Genomic DNA, 20401 nt, shown 5'->3' with positions numbered 1-20401 from the left:
AGAGTTAAGCTCCCGGAATTCTCAGAACGCTTGAAATGCAGCCATTAAATTCTGAGAATTCGAGGGCGGTTTTGTCCCGCAAAACGGTCGATTCCATTGCTGTAAATAAGCGGGGCCGGCTCACGCCTCGTGCCGGTTGGTCCACAACTCCCACTGAAATCGCGCGCGCACGCCCAAATCTAGAAAGGGCCGGTGTGGCAATAATTCTGGTTCGCCAAGGCTCTGCATGTCCGCGATCAACGGGTTGTCACGCCCGGTCGCCATATCCGCTGCCAGGATACCCCCAAACGTCCCCTTGGTTACTCCGACCGCGTTCTGGCACACCGCAGACCAGATGTTTGGCGCCAGTTGCCCAAAGCCCGGTGCACCATTGCGCGACAGGCAGACGATCCCGCTCCAGGTGTGCTCCATTTCGACCTCGGGCAGCATTGGAAATCGCTGATCAAAAAGCGCCTTGTGGCGGCGTTTGACTGCGGCCTGCTCTGCAACTGACACACGCTGACCCGGACAATAGCTCAGCCCCTGTCGAATCAGGATGCGATTGTCGTTGGTATAGCGCATGGTGATGCCCGCGAATGCGTTCACAGGTGTCAGACCCCACGCGGCATCGACACCATAAGCGCTCTGTTCCGCTTTGGTCAGGCGGCGCGACAGGCTGGCATGTGCTACGAGATGCAGAAACCGACGTGGGAAAAAACCAAATTGCTCGGAAAATCCATTCGCCGCCATGATCAGCCTGGACGCCCTGACAGTTCCACCGGGCGTGGTGAACTGTACCCCATTTTCAAACACCGCACTGGTCACGGGTGAGTTCTCGAAAAGCGTCACATTCTCGGGCAGATTATCCGCCAACCCACGTGTCAGCGCCGCAGGATTCATCAAAACACAACCCGGTGTGTAGACCGCTGCGGTAAAATGGTCCGAGCCCAGCTTTGCCCGCAGCGCATCCCCCTCGATCCAGGTGAATGGCTCTTTCAGCGCATCCAGTTCCTTCACGAACGGCTCCAGCACGTCCTTTGTACCGCGTGGTGAAACCGCCGTGTGATACTTGCCGTCACGGGTCCAATCGCATTCAATGCCGTGCCGCTGAACACTCTCTTCCAGATGATCGATTGCCATTCGCGCCAACCGCATGAAACGGTGCGAACCCTCCAGTTCATCCAGAGACGAGCCAACATTATGCGGCAGATCTATGCCAAAGCCCGAATTTCGCCCCGACGCGTTTTCGCCAGCGTGCCCGGCTTCAATCAGGACAATCCGCTGATCAGGGCAGTTTTCGGCCAATCGTCGCGCCGCCGCCAACCCGGCATAACCCGCGCCAAGCACGATCCAGTCAGCGCTGGTATCTCGCTGAACTGACGGCTTAGGCTGCCGCTCAGGCAGGATCGCGCTCCAACCATTTGTCTTGTCATCCTTGGGAAGGCGATTGATTTTCATGGCTTACCCTTCGGCCCAGTTGGCTGGCTCAATGGCATAGAACATCAACGCAGACACGGCGACATAGGTCAGCTCGGTTCCATTGGGCAACCAGATGCAGTCCATCGGTCCAGCCCTAAGGTCGCCGTCACGGGTGCGCACGGTCAATTCACCTTCCAGCACCAAAATCACCTCATCATATTGAACGGTCCAGGGGATCGAGGCGTCTTTCATCCGCACGAACCCGCTGCCAAGACGGGTGCCATCTTCGCCGGTTCCCGTCACGACCGAGGCCTGGGCCATGTGGCCATATTCAAACCGCGGCATGAATTTTGCCGCTGAAAGAGATGTAACGCGCGCAGGAGCTTTGTCGGCCATCGTATGTCCTCGCAAAGATATTGACGCGGAACATACAGCCCTGTATTGATCCATGCAACCCTGTATGGAAAACGCCCGTGACCTTGCATTCGCGACGCCCTCAGCCTGATCGTCAAATACGCCTGACTGGCGATGACTGGATTCAGACCGCCCTTGAAATGCTGATTTCAGACGGAATCGAGGCGATACAGATCACGGTTTTGGCACGAAAAATGAATGTCACGCGTGGTAGCTTTTACTGGCACTTTGACAGCCGCGAGGCGCTTTTGGATGCCCTGCTGAAAGAGTGGCGCTCACGCAATACCGGCGTCATGGTCGAAGCCATCGCCGACACTGAGACACTGGATGATGGCATTCTGGCGTTGTTTTCCGTCTGGACGGATCACACACGATTCGACCCGCAGCTTGATCAGGCCATCCGCGATTGGGCGCGCCACGACGATGATTTGCGCGCGTCCCTGCAGGCCGAAGATGACGCACGTGTCGCCGCAATCTCCGACTTCTTTCAGCGTCACCACTATGACCCGACCGAAGCGTTCATTCGTGCTCGGATCATCTATTTCACCCAACTCAGTTACTACGCGCTGAATGTGCAAGAGCCGATGGCCGATCGGTTAAGCTATCTCTCGGCCTATTTTCTCAGCTTTACCGGACGCGAGATCAATGCCGATATTGCGGCGCGCCAGATCGAGAAATTTCTGGAAAAGGACATGCCGAAATGACGGGCCAGCGCAGCGGTGGACGTCGCGGACGAGCAGCCAAACGTCAAAGCGAGGCAGTCAAGCAATTCGACAAAGCCTGGCGGCAATGGGTCAACCCCTATCCCCCCATTGAACAATTCAGTGCCGACCAGATTGAGGAAATTCATCTTGCGTCACTCAAAGTGCTGCGGGACACAGGCATCAGGGTTCTCAGCGATCCGGCGCGCGCCCATTATCTCAACGCGGGCATGACGTCGGGCGCAGATAACGTGATCCATTTCGACCCCGATCTTGTGATGGATTTGATCGGGCAGGCTCCTTCTGCCGTGACACTCAAAAGCCGGGCGAGTGATCGCAATGTCATCATCGGTGGACGCAATGTGGGTATCACGACTTCGGCGGGCTCTCCCAATTGCTCTGATCTACAGGGCGGTCGCCGCCCCGGCACACAGGCGGATTTCGATAAATTCTGTAAGGTAGCGCAGAGTTTTGACGTGATCCATTTGTTTGGCCCCGTGGTCGAACCGCAGGATGTACCGATCAATCTGCGCCATCTCACCATGGCGCGTTCCGTCATGACGCTGACCGAGAAAATCCCCTTCGTCTACTTCCGGGGGCAGCAAGCGATCGCAGACAGTTACGAGATCCTGCGCATCGCGAACGGCCTGACCCACGACGAATTCCTGAATACGCCAACCTGTTATTCGGTCGCAAACTCGAACTCCCCACTGCAACTGGACGAGTTGATGTGCCGAGGCATTATTGACAGTGCCCGCGCGGGGCAAATGATGGTTCTGACCCCCTTTACGCTTGCAGGTGCAATGGCACCGGTCACCATCGCGGGCGCCCTTGTCATGCAGAATGCCGAGGCGCTGGCCGGGCTCTGCCTTAGTCAGATTGTCCGCCCCGGCGCCCCCGTCTGCTATGGCAGTTTCACTAGCAACGTGGACATGAAGACTGGCGCCCCTGCCTTTGGCACGCCGGAATACGTGAAGGCCGCCTTTGCCTCGGGACAGCTGGCACGACGGTACAACCTGCCGCTCCGGTCTTCGGCGCCCACGGCGTCGAACGCGCCCGACGCCCAGGCGGCCTATGAAAGCCAGATGTCACTTTGGGGCGCGCTGATGGGTGGCACCAACCTGCTGCTGCACGGTGCGGGCTGGCTGGAGGGCGGTCTGACAATTTCAGCCGAGAAATTCATCATTGATGTCGAAGTGCTGCAGATGTTTGCAGAACTCTTCAAACCGCTTGAAGTAAGCGACGCCACACTGGGGCTCGAGGCGATTGCCGATGTCGGCCATGGCGGCCACTTCTTTGGCACGCAGCATACGCTTGAGAGGTTCGAGACAGCGTTCTATTCGCCCCTGCTGTCGGATTGGAGCAATTTTGAGAACTGGAGCGAACGCGGAGCAGTCGATACGACCACCCGCGCCAATCAGATCTGGCACGAGACTCTGAACGCATATCAGCCGCCCGGGTTTGACCCCGCGCGGCTGGAAGAGATGGACGATTTCATCGCCCGGCGCACCGCTGAGGGCGGTGCCGATATCTCACAATAGATTCTAGCTTTTGATCACCTTCTCGGGCGAAATGACGTCGATGCCAAGCGCCTTGCCGACCGCATAATAGGTCAGTTGACCGGCATGCACGTTCAGACCATTCAGCAGGTGTTTGTCGTCGGCGCAGGCCTGTTTCCAACCCTTGTCGGCCAACGACAGCATGAATGGCATGGTGGCATTGCCAAGCGCGATAGTCGAGGTGCGCGCAACCGCCCCCGGCATGTTGGCCACACAGTAATGCATGATACCGTCCACCTCGTAGATCGGATCAGCATGGGTCGTGGCCTTGGAGGTTTCAAAGCAGCCACCCTGGTCGATGGCAACGTCCACCAGTACGGAGCCGGGCTTCATGCTGGGGAATTGTTCGCGGCGCACCAGCTTGGGGGCTTCGGCCCCGGGGATCAGAACCGCACCAATCACCATGTCCGCCTGGGTCAGGTGTTCGGCCAGCAGGCCTGCCGACGAATATCCGGTGCGGAAAGTACCGCCAAAGACATCATCCAGATACCGAAGTCGGGGCAACGAACGGTCAAGAACCGTCACATCCGCGCCCATGCCTGCCGCGATCTTGGCCGCGTGGGTGCCAACGACACCACCCCCGATGACGACAACGCGCGCCGGACCAACGCCCGGTACGCCGCCCATCAAAACGCCACGCCCACCATTGGCTTTTTGCAATGTCCACGCACCAACTTGAGGCGCAAGACGGCCAGCAACCTCGGACATCGGGGCCAGCAGTGGCAGGCCACCACGATCATCGGTCACGGTCTCATAGGCAATCGCGGTGCAGCCGCTTTCCAGCAGGTCCTTGGTTTGCTCGGGATCGGGCGCCAGGTGCAGGTAGGTGAACAGCAGCTGGCCTTCGCGCAGCATCTTGCGTTCGATGGCCTGCGGTTCCTTCACCTTCACGATCATATCGGCCGAGGCGAAAATCTCTTCGGCGGTGTCAATGATCGCGGCACCAGCAGCAACGTAATCCTCATCCTCGAATCCAGCACCTCTACCAGCACCGGCCTGAATGATGACCTCATGGCCATGCGCAACCGCCTCCTGCGCAGCATTGGGCGTCATGCCTACACGGAATTCCTGTGGTTTGATTTCGGTCGGGCATCCGATCTTCATGGAAGTCTCCTCTTCATTCCTGAATTTGGCCCATAGTGTCGCAAGACGCGCGCAATTGGATTGAAATTACCCTCGTCAGCCAGCGATTAATGTGAATAATATTCGACGAATGTCCACATTATACGAAAGACCTTGCGCAAATGTCCCTGGACCCGACTGATCGTCGCCTGCTTAGTGAATTACAACGCAAGGGGCGGATTTCAAATGCCGACCTGGCCGACAAGGTGAATCTGTCGGCAAGCGCCTGCCACCGGCGCGTGCAACGATTGGAGGTTGAGGGGTATATCCGCGATTACGTTGCCCTGCTCGATGCGCGCAAAATGGGCGTGCCGGCGACGATCTTTGTCGAAATCACGTTATCGACCCAAGCGGATGAGGTGTTGGAAGCATTCGAAAAAGCGGTTCAGCGCATTCCCGACGTACTGGAATGCCACCTGACTGCTGGTGCCGCCGACTACATCCTTAAGGTCGTTGCCGAAGATACCGAGGATTTTGCCCGCATCCACCGTCAGTACCTGACGCGGCTACCGGGGGTGGCCAAGATGCAATCCAGCTTCGCCCTGCGGACGGTTTTCAAGACAACAGCCTTACCGATCTGAAAAGCAGATGGCCCCGGCGTTTCCACCGAGGCCCTGATGCACAGACATTCCGTGAGTAGTGGCGTGCACCAGAAACTGTTACCCCCAAAGGCTTGTTAGCCCCCAACTTGTTACACCCTGAATATGACCAAGGAGGCGGTGTGTTTCATGGGGAAAAAACCACGAAACCGCCCCGTAAGGAAAACCATACCTTTTGCGAATTTGATCCGTTGCGCAGGCGAAACGAAAAAGCTCCGGCGTTTCCACCGGAGCTCTGATTAGCAGATTGGATTGAATTCAGGCTGAACGGCGCCGTGCGATCATGCCAAAGCCCGCAAGCACAACAAGCATCAGCGGAAGGGTCGCCGGGACAGGAACCGCTGCAATGTTTGCATCAATCGAACGCCCCACCTCTTCGGCAAAAAGTTTGTGGGCAACAGCGTTCGGGTGCACCCCGTCTACGAACAACAGCCGATCAGGGTCGATCCCAAGGTCCAGACAGCTACCCGGATTGGTGACGTTTGGATCAAGAAACGCGCCAACGCTAAGCGTGCACGGGTTTTCGGCGTCCAAGATGCCAAAATTGAATGTGCCCGCGTCGATGCTATCGAGAATTTGCTGGACCACCGTGCCAGGATCAAAGCCGACAATGTTCAAACCTTCAATCCTGAGCGCACGAAGATGCCTCGCCAATTGCGCGTTGAACAGGTTGGAGGCAAACGTAGCACCTGCTGAATCCGCCCCAGCAAAGGCAGGTGTCTTGCCCAGGTCAGGCAAGGCGACGACAAGAAAGTCGTCAAACACGTTCTTGTCGATCGAATTCAGCAACCGGATACCATCTGCGACCGCATCAGCGGCGGAGATCGGATTGAAACCCTGGAAGATATCATTTGCGCCGAACCAGACAGATAACAGGGGGTTTGCACCAGGCTGTGGTCCAGTCGATTTGACTTCCACACTCGGCAGGACGCGCGTGGGCAGGCCCAAGCCTGTTCGCAGCGAGTTTGCGAAGACTGCCACCTGCCCTTTAAACGTCGACAACGGCCCGCTGGGGCGCAGGTTTACATCCCCCGCCGTGGCACCGCCAAGCGCCAGATTACCAGTGTCCCTGCGCGCGGCGACAAATTGATCCTCGATATGTTCTGCCCAGACCAGCCCGTTGCTAAAACGACCACCAAAGCTTGGCGGGTCCAGCTGGGTGAACTTCCCGTCATCGCTCAGGCTGTCACCGAAACTGTAAAAACTGGTGTAAACGTCGGTAAAGCTGGCCGCCTGCACCGCTGTAGTCAGGCTGCAAGCAATGGCTGCTGCACCAAAAATCTTTCTCATTTTCCTCTCCCTGTTCGTCGGTTTTTTATGATTGCCAAAGGAGATAGCGCATTGCGAACCGCGATCACTAAAAACGTTACGTCAACAAAAAAGGGCCCCGGTTGATCCACCGGAGCCCTTCTATTCAAAAAAGAAGGCGATCAGGCGTCGTCTTTTTCTTTCTTCTCGGCCTTCACCTCTTCACCGGTCTCCTGATCGACGACTTTCATCGACAGGCGCACCTTGCCGCGATCATCAAAGCCTAGCAGCTTGACCTTCACTTCCTGGCCTTCCTTCAGAACGTCCGACGGGTGGTTCAGGCGGCGGTTTTCGATCTGGCTCACATGGACCAGCCCGTCGCGCTTGCCAAAGAAATTCACGAAGGCGCCGAAATCGACGATCTTCACGACAGTACCGGTATAGATTGCACCTTCTTCGGGTTCGGCCACGATCGCATGGATCATGTCATAGGCTTTCTGGATTGAATCACCGTTGGGCGATGCGATCTTGATCGTGCCTTCGTCGTTGATGTCGACCTTGGCACCCGACACTTCGACGATCTCACGGATCACCTTGCCGCCCGATCCGATGACTTCACGGATCTTGTCGGTGGGGATCTGCATGGTTTCGATCCGCGGCGCGTGAACCGAGAAGTCTCCCGCTTCGGTCAGTGCCTTGGACATTTCGCCCAGGATGTGCATACGGCCTTCCTTGGCCTGTGCCAGTGCGGTTTTCATGATCTCGGGCGTGATGCCCGCGACCTTGATGTCCATCTGCAAAGACGTGATACCTTTTTCGGTACCAGCCACCTTGAAGTCCATGTCACCCAGGTGATCTTCGTCACCCAGAATGTCAGTCAGAACGGCATATTCGCCATCGTCTTCAAGGATCAGGCCCATCGCAACACCGGCAACCGGTGCTTTCAACGGTACACCCGCGTCCATCATCGAAAGCGATCCACCACAGACCGATGCCATCGAGCTGGAACCGTTCGACTCGGTGATCTCACTCACCACCCGCACGGTATAGGGGAAGTCGGTTGCCGCAGGCAGAACTGCCTGCAGCGCGCGCCATGCCAGTTTACCGTGGCCGATTTCACGGCGGCCCGGAGGGCCCACGCGACCAGCTTCGCCAACCGAGTAGGGAGGGAAATTATAATGCAGCAGGAAGTTCGATTTGAAATTGCCATGTAAAGCGTCGATGAATTGTTCATCATCGCCGGTGCCCAGCGTAGTCACGACCAGACCTTGTGTTTCACCGCGTGTAAACAGGGCAGAACCATGGGTACGGGGCAGCAGCCCGGTTTCGCTGACGATCGGACGAACCGTATCCAACGCGCGACCATCAATCCGCTTGCCGGTCTTCACGACATCACCGCGCAGAATGCCGGCTTCGAGTTTTTTCATGGCCGAGCCGAGGTTGGCGTCTTCCAGTTGCTCTTCGTTCAGCGCTTCCTTGATTGCGTCACGGGCGGCGGCAACGGCGGTTGTGCGTTCCTGCTTGTCGGTGATGGCAAATGCATCGCGCATCTGCTTTTCGCCAGCGGCCTTAACTGCTTCATAAAGCTCGGAATAATCCGGTGGCTGGAAGTCGAACGGCTCTTTCGCGGCGTCTTCGGCCAGGGCGATGATCAGGTCGATCACCGGCTGGATCTGCTCATGCGCAAAGGTCACAGCGCCCAGCATTTCATCTTCGGTCAGCTCGTAGGCTTCGGATTCGACCATCATCACGGCGTCTTTGGTGCCCGCAACCACCAGATCAAGGCGCTGATCGGGGTTGTTGCGCAGCTCGTGCATGTCGTCGACGGTCGGGTTCAGCACGTATTCGCCATCTTCCAGACCAACGCGGCAGCCGGCGATCGGACCACGGAAAGGCGCGCCGGAAATGGTCAGAGCAGCCGAGGCCGCGATCATCGCAACCATGTCGGGATCGTTGACCAGATCGTGGCTAAGTACCGTACACATAACAAGAACTTCGTTCTTGAAGCCCGGTACGAACAGCGGCCGGATGGGCCGGTCGATCAGGCGGGCGGTCAGGGTTTCTTTTTCGGTTGGGCGTGCTTCGCGCTTGAAGAAACCGCCGGGGACCTTGCCCGCGGCGTAGTATTTTTCCTGGTAGTGAACCGTCAGGGGAAAGAAATCCATTCCCGGTTTCGGTGCCTTGGCAAAGGTCACGTTGGCCATGACGCTGGTTTCGCCCAGTGTCGCGATGACCGAACCATCTGCCTGACGGGCAACCTTGCCCGTTTCCAGTGTCAGCGTCTCTTCGCCCCACTGTATTGATTTCGTTGTGATATCAAACATTTGTACATCCTAGTTGAGAGCACTCCCAGGCGTATCCCGGGTCTCCCGTTTCGTTGGCGGCCCCATTGCCGCCGACCCCAATCATTTCCATGCGCCCGGGGTCACAAGGCATCACGTCTCAGATGGACGGGGCCATACAGGAGTTTGCCCCCCATTGAAACCCATTTCGGTACCGCCAGGCGCAATCACAGGTAGTCCCGGCCAATGTGTAAACAGTTGCAATTGTGTACGCGGATTGTGTGAACTCCGTGATTGCGCAGATGACAGCGCAACCAGCGCGCGGCGTTACGGCTGGTGAGCCGGGACGTGCTTGTGTATCCATGAGCAGAACCGAACGCGGGACGAGGACCGGATGGCCGACAAACGCATATTGCTGATCCATACCGGCGGGACCATTGGCATGGTCCGATCAGGAGATGGTTTTGCCCCCAAACGCGGTGTGGTCGAGGATGAGGTGACGCGCCTGCTGAACACCAAAGAGCTGGACCTGTCGATCGAGATTGCCGTACTTGAGCCGTTGATCGACAGCGCCAACGCCACCCCGCGTGACTGGAACCGGATCACCCGGACGATCACCGCCAACTACGCGACCTTCGACGGGTTTGTCATCACCCACGGCACCGACACGTTGGCATTTACCGCAGCGGCCCTGACGATGGCACTTCAGGGTTTGGAAAAACCAGTGATCCTGACCGGGTCGATGTTACCATTGAGCGAGCCTGAGAATGACGGTCATCGCAATCTGTCAGAGACGCTGCGCGCCATCGGATCGGCCGCGCCCGGCGTCTGGGTTCAATTCGCTGGCCGGTTGCTGCACGGCGGACGAATTCGAAAGACCCATTCACATTTCTTCGATGCCTTCGCCGCCGAACCTGCGGATCACGCGCCACAACGCCCTGGCGGGCCAGGCCTGATACGTCACGAGTACGGCACCCCCGATGTGGCCGTCTTGCCCGTGGTCCCTGGCGGGGCAGGTAAGCTGTTGCTGCATGCTGCACAGAACAGCGACGGGATCGTCCTGCGCTGTTTCGGCTCGGGCACGATCCCCAACACTCCCAACACCGAGGAAGCGCTGCGCATCGCCGAAGACCGGGACATCCCGGTGCTGGCCGTTAGCCAATGCCCCGAGGGCGGTATCGCGCTTGGCACCTATGCCGCCGGTGCCATTCTGACCCGGTACAACGCCGTTGACGGGCGCGACATGACCGTAGAAGCGGCCTATGTGAAGATGGTTCTGGCTTTGAGTGATGGGGGAGATGTGGCCACCCATCGCAGCTTTCTGGCGGAACCGCTTTGTGGCGAGCTTAGCCTGCCCGAGAAGTGAACATTGGTGGGCACGCGCATCGCCCTTGAAGACAACAGGCGAATAGCCATTCATGGGGTGGCATCGCGTACAGAATAAGCCCTGATGACAAGGCTGCCGCTCATCGTAAGCGCAGGAAGAGTGAAACCCATGCATCCGCCCGGTCCGCCGATACGTCGCTACGCATGGCGGCGTTGAACCTTACTTTTCGGCCTTCTTCTCCCAACGGCCGCTTTCTTCGGACCAGTATTGCGCCGAACACCCTGCGTCGGTCAGCGCCTTCCATTGACCGCGCGCCACGTCAAGCGCGTCGGGATCGTTGCCATCGAACAGCACGCAAACCCGGTCGAGCGCAGTGACCTCTTCCGGGGACACATCGGCGCCATCGACGCTCATCAGGCAGGTGGCGCCATTGGGAATGTCCGGTCCGGTGGTCAGCAAGACCGGCTGATCCGCCTCATGCGGCTGACCGGCTCGCCCGTGCGGCAGGAAACCGTCATCGGGGCCCAGCCATAGCTTTTCATCCAGCCACGCCATGCGCTGATCGTCGCGCCCGCGCACCGCCACGCGCCAGCCTGCGCCCATCGCCTTGCCCAGAAGCATCGGCAGGGTCACCTCGACCGGGCCGCGTGTCAGGTGATAGAAATAGGCAGCGCCCAAATCAGCCGTCCTCGTAGCAATCCGCCACCAGACGATTGAGCGCCATCACGCCCCAGCCAGTGGCACCTTTGGGCGCGTATTTCGTGTCAGCCTTGACCGAGGCCACGCCCGCGATATCAAGATGAATCCACGGGCAATCTTCCTTAACGAAACGTTGCAGGAATTGCGCGGCGGTGATCGACCCGCCGGACCGTCCACCAACGTTTTTCATGTCGGCGATCTGGCTTTTGAGCATATCGTCATAGGCTTTGCCCATCGGCATGCGCCAGGCGCCTTCGCCCTCGGATTCGGCCGCCTTGATGAAATTGCGAGAGATCGTGTCATCGTTTGAGAATACCCCCGCATTCTCATGCCCCAGCGCGACGATGATGGCACCGGTGAGCGTGGCCAGGTTGATCATGCCCGAGGGCTTGTATCTTTCCTGCGCGTACCACAGGACATCGGCCAGCACCAAACGACCTTCGGCATCGGTATTGATGATCTCGACGGTGTCACCCTTCATCGACGTCACCACATCGCCGGGGCGCGTGGCACGGTCCGAGGGCATGTTTTCAACCAAGCCGACCAGACCAACGACATTGGCCTTGGCCTTGCGCAGGGCAATTGCCCGCATCGCCCCGGCAACAACACCAGCACCGCCCATGTCCATGGTCATGTCTTCCATGCCGGCGGCCGGTTTCAGGCTGATGCCGCCCGTATCGAACACGACGCCCTTGCCAATAAGCGCAAGGGGCGCATCGCCCTTCTTGCCGCCTTTCCATTCCATCACCGCCACCTTGGATGGGCTTGCGCTGCCGTGACCCACGGACAACAGCAGATCCATGCCCTTCTTTTTCAACTCATCTTCTTCAAGGATGGTGATCTTGAGGCCCAGATCCTTCATCGCGGCGATGCGATTGGCGAATTCGGTCGTGGTCAGGTGGTTGGCGGGTTCGCTGACCAGATCGCGGGTGAAGAACACGCCCTCCGCGACGGCCAGCGCGGCGGCGGCCTCTGATTTGATCTCGCCGGGTTTGGCAACCATCAGCGTCACGTCGCCATCTTCTTTTTTATCGGCGGTCTTGTGCGTCGTGAATTCGTAAGCGCGCAATACGATCCCAAGGGTCAGGTCGACCGGGCGGCGCACTTGCCCCGCGAGGACAAGCAAAGCAGATTTGCCCTTGGCCTTACCCAATGCAACACCGGCTTTGCGGACCTCATCCGGTTTCGCAGAGCGCGGCAGGCAAATGACATCAAGCGCCTCGGCGGCCATGCCGGTGGGCCAGGCGATGGTGACCAGATCGCCCGCCTTTTTCTTCTCCCAGGCCTCGCTTTCCACCAGCCGTGCCAGTGCGCCTTTGGTCAGCTTGTTGGCCCGGCGCGCGGCGGCATCAAGCTTGCCATCGGGGGTCACGATCACGGCAACGCGGCCCTCGGCCCCGGCGATCTTATCAATATCTAAGTCCTGGAAATTCACCGAAACCGGGCTTGTCATGGGTCTGCTCCTATTCTGAGTTCCCCGAGTCCTAGCGCGCCTTTGCCGACTTGGCCAGATTGCAGTTTTCCCGCGCGATCAATTCCGCTAATCTGCGCGGGACAGGCCTGATTGATGGGGGATGAGTGTGACCAGATTCGACAGATACATGCTGTCGCAATTCATGGTGCTTTTCGGTTTCTTTGCGCTGGTGCTGGTTGCGATCTTCTGGATCAACAAGGCGGTGCGCATGTTCGACAGGCTGATCGCGGATGGTCAACCTGCATGGGTATTCCTTGAATTCACTGCCCTGACGCTGCCCGGCGTGATCGGGATCGTGCTGCCAATCGCGTCCTTTGCCGGCGCGGTTTATGTGACCAACCGGCTGAGCACGGAAAGCGAGCTGACGGTGATGCAGGCCACTGGGTATTCACCCTACCGCCTGATCCGGCCCGTGGTGGTTTACGGGATCATCGTGGCGTTAATGATGTCGATCCTCACCCATTTCCTGATCCCATCAAGCCTGTCACAGCTGAAACAGCGGCGCGCCGAGATCAACCAGAACATCACGGCCAAGCTGCTGACGCCGGGCGAGTTTCTGCATCCGGCCCCGGGCATCACGGTCTATATCCGTCACATCACCCCGCTGGGCGAATTGCAGGACGTCTTTCTGTCAGATCGGCGCTCCCCGGAAGACCCGGTAACCTACACGTCGAACACCGCCTATCTGGTGCCAGAGGGCGGCAGCACCAAACTTGTCATGGTCAACGGGTTGTCACAGACATTGAACCGCCTGGAGAACCGGCTCTTCACCACGCATTTCGACGATTTCTCCTATGACATCAGCTCGCTTGTTTCCGGGGATTCCGTCACGTTCAACGAGGTTGGGTTTGCCAAAACAGCCAACCTGCTGTTTCACCCCGAAGAGGTTGCCGACCGCGCCGGGGTTCGGCTGGGCGAAGTGACCTATGAAGCGCATAACCGGATAGCGCAGGCGCTGATGTGCATTGTGGCGGCAACCGTTGGATTTGCGACGCTGCTTCTGGGCACTTACAGCCGCTTCGGGGTCTGGTGGCAGGTGGTCGTTGCCTTTCTGCTTTTGGTGTCGATCAAGCTGATCGAAGGGGCGGTGTCGGGTCCGGTTCTGAAATATGCGGATCTGTGGCCGTTGATGTATGTCCCCGTGCTTGTCGGTACGGTGTTGACGGCGGTCCTGCTTCGCATCTCGGCCAATCCGGGCTTTTCTCGCTGGTTTCGACGACGGCAATCGACCGGGGGTGCATCATGATCCTGCATTTCTATTTCGCCCGCAGGTTCCTGGTGACGTTCCTGAGCATCTTTTTCGTATTTGTGGTGCTGCTGGGCCTGATTGATCTGGTCGACGAATTGCAGGATTTCCCGGATCTGGCGTTCGGTGATGTGCTGGAGATCGTTCTGCTGAACCTGCCACAGGCAAATTACGAGATCCTGCCGTTGATCATCATCCTGACATCGGTTGCCCTTTTCCTGAGGGTTGCGCGCAGTTCCGAGCTTGTGGTGGTGCGGGCCGCCGGGCGATCGGCAATGGTCAGCCTGTTGGCACCGCTGACCGTCGCCGCGATGATCGGAATCCTGTCGGTGACCATGCTCAACCCGATCGTTGCGGCCTCGTCCAAGCGCTATCACGATCTGATCAACACCTATATCGGCTTTGGCTCGAACGTGTTGGCGATCACAGCCGAAGGGCTCTGGCTGCGGCAGGGCACCTCGGACGGTCAGACCGTGATCCACGCCGCGCGTGCCAGTTCGGATGTGGGCGTGCTTTATGACGCGACATTCGTGTCCTTTTCGACTGATGGCCAGCCTCAAAGCCGCATTGCCGCACGGCAGGCGAAGCTGGGGGATGGCGAATGGATTCTGACGCAGGCAAAACAATGGTATTTAGAACGCGGCAGCAATCCCGAATTCGAGGCCGTTGTCATGCCGAAAATGACAATCCCCTCGTCACTGACCCAAGCCGGGATCATCGACAGTTTCGGCAAGCCTGAATATATCCCGATATGGGATTTACCAAGGTTCATCAGGCAGTTGGAACATGCCGGGTTCTCCGCTCGGCGCTATTCGATGTGGTTCCAGATGGAGCTTGCGCGACCACTGTTTCTGACCGCGCTGGTGCTGGTGGCCGCGGCCTTTACGATGCAGCATAGCCGGACAGGCAATACCGGTGTTTCCGTGCTCACCGCCGTGCTGCTGGGCTTCAGCCTGCATTACGTTCGAAATTTCGCCCAGATACTGGGGGAAAACGGCCAGATTCCCATTCTTTTGGCAGCCTGGGCGCCGCCAGTGGCTTCGTTCCTCTTGGCACTGGGCATCGTGCTGCATATGGAGGACGGATGAGCCGCTTTATCCGCCTTGCCACTGCCCTGATCACCCTGCTGGCGCTGCCCGTTTCAGCCCTGTCGCAGGAAGAGCCGGATCTGGGCGCGCTGCTGGTAGCGGATGAGGTCTATATCACCGGTGACAACAAGCTGATCGCCGAAGGCAATGTCGAGGCGGTCTATCAGGGCCAGCGCCTGCAGGCGAAATCCATCACCTACGACCGGACCACCGAAACGCTTGAGATCACCGGTCCCCTGATGCTGGACGACGGCCAGTCGACGCTGGTGCTGGCCGATTCAGGTGAACTGGACAAGAATTTGCACAATGGCATTCTGCGCGGCGCGCGCATTGTGCTGGATGATCAGGTGCAGATCTCCTCGCACCGGATGGATCGCGTCGAAGGGCGTTACACACAGCTTTACAAGGCATCGGTCACGTCATGCCGCATCTGCCATGATGGCAAGGTGCCCCTGTGGCAGATCCGCGCCCGCCGGATGATCCACGACAAGGAAACACGCCAGCTTTATTTCCATGATGCCCGTCTGCATGTACTGGATGTGCCGGTCTTCTATCTGCCGCGCCTGCGCCTGCCCGATCCTACGCTGGATCGTGCCACCGGGTTTCTATTCCCGACGCTGGTCAATTCCACCGAGCTGGGATTTGGCGTGAAGGTTCCGTATTTCATCCGTCTCGGCGATCATCGCGACCTGACGCTGACACCGTTTCTGGCAACCAAGTCGACCACGCTGGCATTCCGGTATCGTCAGGCCTTTCGCAAGGGCGATATCGAGATCAACGGCTCTGTTTCCGATGATGAGGCCGGCGATCGGTCAACCCGCGCCTATCTGTTTGCCGATGGCAGGTTCAACCTGCCGCGTGATTTCAAGCTGGCCTTCGATCTCGAACTGGTGAACGACGACGAATACCTTGATGATTATGGCATCACCGCCAAGAACCGGCTGGACAGCGAAGTGTCGATCACCCGCGCCCGGCGTGATGAATTTATCCGCGGTGCGATCACCCATTTCAAGACACTCAGGGAAACCGAAAGCAATTCGACACGGCCCACGATTGTCGGCAATGCCGAGTATGAAAAACGCTATTTCCCCACCCGGCTTGGGGGTGAACTTCGCTTCTCGACCGAGGCACATACCCACTACCGCAGTTCGGACCTGGTGATTGACGGGCGCGATTTCGACCGGTTTGCCGACGGGCGTGACGTGACCCGCTTTACCGCCGGGGTCAATTGGTATCGCAACTGGATTTTGCCGCAGGGCATTCACACCCGTGTCCAGACCGGCCTTGACGTTGACACGTTCCAGATCAAGCAGGTGGGCCTCACGGCGCAGTCCGAGGCGACCGAGATCACCCCCTCGACCTCGGTTGTGATGCGGATGCCCCTGATCAAGAAAACCGCGAAAGGGGCCACGCATATCATCGAACCGATGATGCAACTGGCCTGGGTCGGTGGCAGCAATCCCGACATTCCCAACGACGAAAGCAGCCGGATTGATTTTGATGAAGGCAACTTGCTGTCGCTGTCACGCTTCACGGCGCCGGACCGTCGTGAGCGTGGCGCCAGCGTTGCCTACGGCGTCAACTGGACACGCTATGATCCTGGTGGATGGCAATCGAACCTGACCGTTGGGCAGGTTTACCGCAATGACCAGTTGATCGAAAGCGACGGCTCGACCAGCTTTACCGATTCTTCGGGGTTGCGCACCAAGTTCTCGGATTACCTGATTGCCGGACAGCTGAAGTTTCCCAATGGTGTGTCGCTTTATGCACGCAGCATTTTCGACGATGCGTTCGAGGCCACCAAGGCCGAAGCCCGCGCCAATTGGCGCAACGACAAGGCGAATATCGCGGCCACGTTCATCTGGTTGCAGGATGATCCCGCCGAAGAACGCAATCAAACCATCTCTGAATGGGCGTTTGACGGCAGTTACCGGGTCGCACGGCACTGGACCGGCAGTGCCGAATGGCGTTATGACGTTGTATCAGACCGAAGCGTCCGGGCAGGTGTCGGAGTGACATACACCAATGAATGCGTGGAAATCGAGCTTGCAGCTTTACGCCGCTTCGCCACGTCGATTAATAGCGAGGAATCAACCGATATCGGCCTGACGGTCGAGCTCAGGGGGTTCAACACGAAAACCGCGGACAAATCCTATACCCGGAGATGCAGGAAGTAAGCAGTATGAGACGTAAATTGGTCAAACTTTTCGCAGCCTTCGCGCCGATTGCCGTTGTGGCAGGGCTGGCAACCGCACCTGCTGTGCCCGCGATGGCACAGGGCCTTTTCGAGACGGTCATCACCGTCAATGATCAATCGATCACCCGCTACGAAATCGAACAGCGGGCGCGCATGTTGTCGCTTTTCCGGGCGCCGGGCAATCCGACGGAACTGGCGCGGGAGCAGTTGATCGAGGATCGTCTGAAACTGGATGCCGCACAGGCCAATGGCATCGTGCTGGAAGATACCGATGTTCAGACCGGTATGGAAGAATTCGCCGGTCGTGTGAACATGGACCTTGAGACCATGATCCGCACGCTGGCCGGTGCCGGTGTCGATGAACCAACCTACCGCGAATTTGTCCGCGCCGGTGTGAGCTGGCGGGAAGTGACGCAGGCAAGGTTCGCGCGCCGCATCTCGGTCAGTGAATCCGATCTGGAACGCGCCCGTGCGGCTGTCTCGGGTCAGGCCGGCGTCCGCGTTCTGCTGTCCGAGATCATCATGCCGATTGGCGATTCCGACCCGGAAGTCATCGAACAGCGGGCCACCCGGATTTCCGAAATCACCTCCGAGGCTGCCTTTTCCGCCGAGGCGCGCAAATATTCCGCAACCGCCAGCCGGGAACGCGGCGGGCGGCTGGATTGGCAAGCCATCACCGATCTGCCGCCAGTCTTGCGGTCGATCGTTCTGGGCCTTGCCCCCGGAGAAGTGTCTGAGCCTTTACCGATCCAAGGGGCGGTTGCGCTGTTCCAGCTGCGTGATATCGAAGAGCTTGAGACCCCAACGCCGGAATATTCTGGCATCGAATACGCCGCCTACTACATAGATGGCGGGCGCAGCGAACAGGCCCTTGCCCGTGCCGCGAAGGTCAAAGCGGATACCGACACCTGCGATGATCTTTATGGTATTGCCCAGGGCCAGCCGGAAAGCGTGCTGGACCGCGGCACAAAGGCGCCCGAAGAGCTGCCCACCGACATCGCGCTTGAACTGTCCAAGCTGGACCCCGGTGAGGTTTCGACCGCGCTGACACGCGCGAATGGGCAAACATTGGTATTCCTGATGCTGTGCGGGCGCACACCAAAACTGGCCGATGAAGGCCCGTCCGAAGCCGACCTGACCGGGTTCATCCGCAACCAACGGCTGGAATCCTTCTCGAACGGCTATCTGGAACAGCTGCGGGCCGAGGCGCGGATCATCGAAAAATGATCGCACCCGTCGCGCTCAGTTGCGGCGAACCGGCGGGGGTTGGGCCTGAAATTGCGGGCCGCGCCTGGCAAGCATTGGGCACGGAACTGCCGTTCTTTCTGATCGGGGATCCCACGCACCTGCCCGGTGACGTGCCGGTGGTTGAAATCCAGGAGCCAACAGAAGCCACGCGGGCCAGTGGGTCCGGCCTGCCGGTGTTGCGGCACGATTTCGATGACCCGCTGACCCTTGGCACCCCCAACCCGTCTCATGCACAAGGCGTGATTGATGTGATCGCGCGTGGTGTCGATCTGGTGCAAAGCGGTGCTGCCTCAGCGCTGTGTACCGCGCCCATTCACAAACAGGCGCTACAGAACGGCGCCGGGTTCGCCTATCCTGGCCACACTGAATATCTGGCGGCACTGGCAGGTGTGGATCGGGTGGTAATGATGCTGGCAAGTGACCAGCTGCGCGTTGTCCCGACGACCATCCATATCCCGCTGACAGATGTGGCGCGCCACCTGACCGATGATCTGCTGGAAGAAACCCTCCGCATCACCCATGCCGCGCTGATCCGCGATTTCGGCATCCCCGCCCCCCGGCTGGCAGTTGCGGGGCTGAACCCTCATGCGGGTGAGGGCGGCAAGATGGGCCGCGAAGAGATCGAGGTGATCACGCCGGTTCTGGAACGCTTGCGCCTTGAGGGATTTGATCTGCGGGGGCCGATGTCGGCAGATACGATGTTTCATGGCACCGCACGCAAAAGCTATGACGCCGCCATCTGCATGTATCACGATCAGGCACTCATCCCGATCAAGACGCTGGATTTCGACCGTGGGGTGAATATCACCCTCGGTTTGCCGTTCATCCGCACCTCGCCCGATCACGGCACCGCACTTGATATAGCGGGTCAAGGTGTGGCCAATCCGACCTCGCTGATCGAAGCCTTGAAAATGGCCGCCCGGATGGGGGCGTCGCGGCGCGCATGAATGTCGATGCGCTGCCTCCCTTGCGTCAGGTCATTGCCGAGCATGAACTGGCCGCGCGCAAATCGCTGGGGCAGAATTTCTTGCTGGATCTTAACCTGACCGCCAAGATCGCCCGGCAGGCGGGCGACCTGAAGGAATGCGATGTGCTGGAAATCGGTCCCGGTCCCGGCGGGTTGACCCGTGGTCTGCTGTCCGAAGGGGCCCGGCGCGTGCTTGCGGTGGAAAAAGACGCGCGTTGCCTGCCCGCGCTTGACCAGATTGCACAGGCCGCACCGGGGCGGTTGCAGGTGATCAATGCCGACGCGCTGGAACTGGACCCGCTGGAACATCTGACCCCGCCCATCCGCGTGGCCGCAAACCTGCCCTATAATATCGGCACCGAACTTCTGGTGCGCTGGCTGACGCCGCCTGAATGGCCGCCCTTCTGGCAAAGCCTGACACTGATGTTCCAGCGCGAGGTGGCGGAACGGATCGTGGCCAAACCGGGCAGCAAGACCTATGGGCGCCTTGCGGTTCTGTCGCAATGGCGCAGTGATGCGCGCATCGTCATGACCTTACCGCCCGAGGCGTTCACCCCACCCCCCAAAATCTCAAGCGCCGTGGTGCACCTGACGGCGCTGCCTGAACCACGCTACCCGGCGGATCCCCAGACGTTGCAGATGGTCGTGGCGCGTGCCTTCAACCAGCGCCGCAAAATGCTGCGCGCCGCGCTGAAAGGATTGGCACCGGATATCGAGGATCGCCTGATCGCCGCAGGTATCAAGCCCACCGACCGCGCAGAAACCGTTGGGTTAGAGCAGTTCTGCGCCCTGGCCCGGTCGTTCAAGGCCTAGCATCAGGTAATTTACACGC

17 protein-coding genes are annotated in these 20401 nt (G+C 58.9%); 10 read left to right on the top strand and 7 right to left on the bottom strand.

The features are described from left to right. Positions 1–120: 120 nt before the first annotated feature. Complete coding sequence (locus tag Q1B27_RS20980; protein ID WP_299850768.1) at positions 121–1437, bottom strand: FAD-binding oxidoreductase; 1317 nt, start codon at positions 1435–1437, stop codon at positions 121–123. A gap of 3 nt (positions 1438–1440) precedes the next feature. Then, on the bottom strand, positions 1441–1794 hold the full coding sequence (locus tag Q1B27_RS20975; protein ID WP_299850766.1) for an ethanolamine utilization protein EutQ: 354 nt from the start codon (positions 1792–1794) through the stop codon (positions 1441–1443). A 77-nt stretch (positions 1795–1871) separates the two neighbouring features. Between Q1B27_RS20975 and Q1B27_RS20970 the strand changes: the two genes are divergently transcribed. Together Q1B27_RS20970 and Q1B27_RS20965 are read left to right on the top strand one after the other, a co-directional pair. After that, entirely contained in the window at positions 1872–2516 is a 645-nt protein-coding gene (locus Q1B27_RS20970; protein ID WP_299850764.1) for a TetR/AcrR family transcriptional regulator, read from the top strand. After that, positions 2513–4054, top strand: coding sequence for a trimethylamine methyltransferase family protein (locus tag Q1B27_RS20965; protein WP_299850762.1), 1542 nt, complete (start codon positions 2513–2515; stop codon positions 4052–4054). Before Q1B27_RS20970 ends, Q1B27_RS20965 begins: the two co-directional genes overlap by 4 nt. 3 nt (positions 4055–4057) lie before the next feature. Here Q1B27_RS20965 and ald read toward each other — a convergent pair whose 3' ends face one another. Beyond that, entirely contained in the window at positions 4058–5176 is a 1119-nt protein-coding gene (gene ald, locus Q1B27_RS20960; RefSeq protein ID WP_299850760.1) for an alanine dehydrogenase, read from the bottom strand. Positions 5177–5316: 140 nt separating this feature from the next. Between ald and Q1B27_RS20955 the strand changes: the two genes are divergently transcribed. After that, entirely contained in the window at positions 5317–5775 is a 459-nt protein-coding gene (locus Q1B27_RS20955; RefSeq protein WP_299850758.1) for an Lrp/AsnC family transcriptional regulator, read from the top strand. 276 nt (positions 5776–6051) lie between these two features. Here Q1B27_RS20955 and Q1B27_RS20950 read toward each other — a convergent pair whose 3' ends face one another. Together Q1B27_RS20950 and pnp are read right to left on the bottom strand one after the other, a co-directional pair. Then, positions 6052–7083, bottom strand: a complete 1032-nt coding sequence (locus Q1B27_RS20950; RefSeq protein ID WP_299850756.1) for an SGNH/GDSL hydrolase family protein — start codon at positions 7081–7083, stop codon at positions 6052–6054. A gap of 140 nt (positions 7084–7223) precedes the next feature. Then, positions 7224–9365 (bottom strand): polyribonucleotide nucleotidyltransferase, encoded by a 2142-nt coding sequence (pnp, locus tag Q1B27_RS20945; RefSeq protein ID WP_299850754.1) that lies wholly within the window; start codon positions 9363–9365, stop codon positions 7224–7226. Positions 9366–9717: 352 nt separating this feature from the next. On the opposite strand from pnp, the gene Q1B27_RS20940 reads away from it, so the two are divergent. Further along, positions 9718–10689 carry an asparaginase gene (locus tag Q1B27_RS20940; RefSeq protein ID WP_299850752.1) on the top strand — a complete coding sequence of 324 codons (972 nt, stop codon included), beginning with the start codon at positions 9718–9720 and terminating at the stop codon, positions 10687–10689. Positions 10690–10869: 180 nt separating this feature from the next. Here Q1B27_RS20940 and Q1B27_RS20935 read toward each other — a convergent pair whose 3' ends face one another. Continuing rightward, a complete protein-coding gene (locus Q1B27_RS20935) occupies positions 10870–11328 on the bottom strand; it encodes a DNA polymerase III subunit chi (protein ID WP_299850750.1) in 459 nt (152 codons plus the stop codon). A gap of 1 nt (position 11329) precedes the next feature. Then, positions 11330–12802, bottom strand: a complete 1473-nt coding sequence (locus Q1B27_RS20930; protein WP_299850748.1) for a leucyl aminopeptidase — start codon at positions 12800–12802, stop codon at positions 11330–11332. A gap of 127 nt (positions 12803–12929) precedes the next feature. Here Q1B27_RS20930 and lptF point away from each other — a divergent pair, with 127 nt between their 5' ends. Genes lptF through rsmA form a run of 6 tightly spaced genes read left to right on the top strand, consistent with a single transcriptional unit; the run spans position 12930 to position 20382 of the window. Beyond that, the gene (gene lptF, locus Q1B27_RS20925) at positions 12930–14069 is read left to right on the top strand and encodes an LPS export ABC transporter permease LptF (RefSeq protein WP_367181376.1); all 1140 of its coding nucleotides are present in this window, start codon (positions 12930–12932) and stop codon (positions 14067–14069) included. Beyond that, the gene (gene lptG / locus Q1B27_RS20920) at positions 14066–15157 is read left to right on the top strand and encodes an LPS export ABC transporter permease LptG (protein WP_299850746.1); all 1092 of its coding nucleotides are present in this window, start codon (positions 14066–14068) and stop codon (positions 15155–15157) included. Before lptF ends, lptG begins: the two co-directional genes overlap by 4 nt. Then, a complete protein-coding gene (locus tag Q1B27_RS20915) occupies positions 15154–17334 on the top strand; it encodes an LPS assembly protein LptD (protein ID WP_299850744.1) in 2181 nt (726 codons plus the stop codon). The genes lptG and Q1B27_RS20915 overlap by 4 nt, the downstream gene beginning before the upstream one ends. 5 nt (positions 17335–17339) lie before the next feature. Further along, positions 17340–18581: a peptidylprolyl isomerase gene (locus tag Q1B27_RS20910; RefSeq protein WP_299850742.1), complete on the top strand. Its 1242-nt coding sequence runs from the start codon at positions 17340–17342 to the stop codon at positions 18579–18581. Further along, positions 18578–19549, top strand: coding sequence for a 4-hydroxythreonine-4-phosphate dehydrogenase PdxA (gene pdxA, locus Q1B27_RS20905; protein ID WP_299850741.1), 972 nt, complete (start codon positions 18578–18580; stop codon positions 19547–19549). Before Q1B27_RS20910 ends, pdxA begins: the two co-directional genes overlap by 4 nt. Beyond that, complete coding sequence (gene rsmA, locus Q1B27_RS20900; protein WP_299850739.1) at positions 19546–20382, top strand: 16S rRNA (adenine(1518)-N(6)/adenine(1519)-N(6))-dimethyltransferase RsmA; 837 nt, start codon at positions 19546–19548, stop codon at positions 20380–20382. Before pdxA ends, rsmA begins: the two co-directional genes overlap by 4 nt. The last annotated feature ends 19 nt before the right edge of the window (positions 20383–20401 follow it).

The sequence above is a fragment of the uncultured Roseovarius sp. genome, assembly GCF_947489715.1.
GTDB lineage: Bacteria > Pseudomonadota > Alphaproteobacteria > Rhodobacterales > Rhodobacteraceae > Roseovarius.
Note: the sequence above shows the minus strand (reverse complement) of the source record. Positions and strands in the feature narration are given on the sequence as shown.

Coding starts and splice junctions, on each gene's coding strand:
- Q1B27_RS20930 (WP_299850748.1), bottom strand. CDS start 12,802: ATGACAAGCCCGGTTTCGGTGAATTTCCAGGACTTAGATATTGATAAG.
- Q1B27_RS20950 (WP_299850756.1), bottom strand. CDS start 7,083: ATGAGAAAGATTTTTGGTGCAGCAGCCATTGCTTGCAGCCTGACTACA.
- Q1B27_RS20910 (WP_299850742.1), top strand. CDS start 17,340: ATGAGACGTAAATTGGTCAAACTTTTCGCAGCCTTCGCGCCGATTGCC.
- ald (WP_299850760.1), bottom strand. CDS start 5,176: ATGAAGATCGGATGCCCGACCGAAATCAAACCACAGGAATTCCGTGTA.
- Q1B27_RS20955 (WP_299850758.1), top strand. CDS start 5,317: ATGTCCCTGGACCCGACTGATCGTCGCCTGCTTAGTGAATTACAACGC.
- rsmA (WP_299850739.1), top strand. CDS start 19,546: ATGAATGTCGATGCGCTGCCTCCCTTGCGTCAGGTCATTGCCGAGCAT.
- pdxA (WP_299850741.1), top strand. CDS start 18,578: ATGATCGCACCCGTCGCGCTCAGTTGCGGCGAACCGGCGGGGGTTGGG.
- Q1B27_RS20915 (WP_299850744.1), top strand. CDS start 15,154: ATGAGCCGCTTTATCCGCCTTGCCACTGCCCTGATCACCCTGCTGGCG.
- Q1B27_RS20965 (WP_299850762.1), top strand. CDS start 2,513: ATGACGGGCCAGCGCAGCGGTGGACGTCGCGGACGAGCAGCCAAACGT.
- Q1B27_RS20980 (WP_299850768.1), bottom strand. CDS start 1,437: ATGAAAATCAATCGCCTTCCCAAGGATGACAAGACAAATGGTTGGAGC.
- Q1B27_RS20975 (WP_299850766.1), bottom strand. CDS start 1,794: ATGGCCGACAAAGCTCCTGCGCGCGTTACATCTCTTTCAGCGGCAAAA.
- Q1B27_RS20940 (WP_299850752.1), top strand. CDS start 9,718: ATGGCCGACAAACGCATATTGCTGATCCATACCGGCGGGACCATTGGC.
- lptG (WP_299850746.1), top strand. CDS start 14,066: ATGATCCTGCATTTCTATTTCGCCCGCAGGTTCCTGGTGACGTTCCTG.
- pnp (WP_299850754.1), bottom strand. CDS start 9,365: ATGTTTGATATCACAACGAAATCAATACAGTGGGGCGAAGAGACGCTG.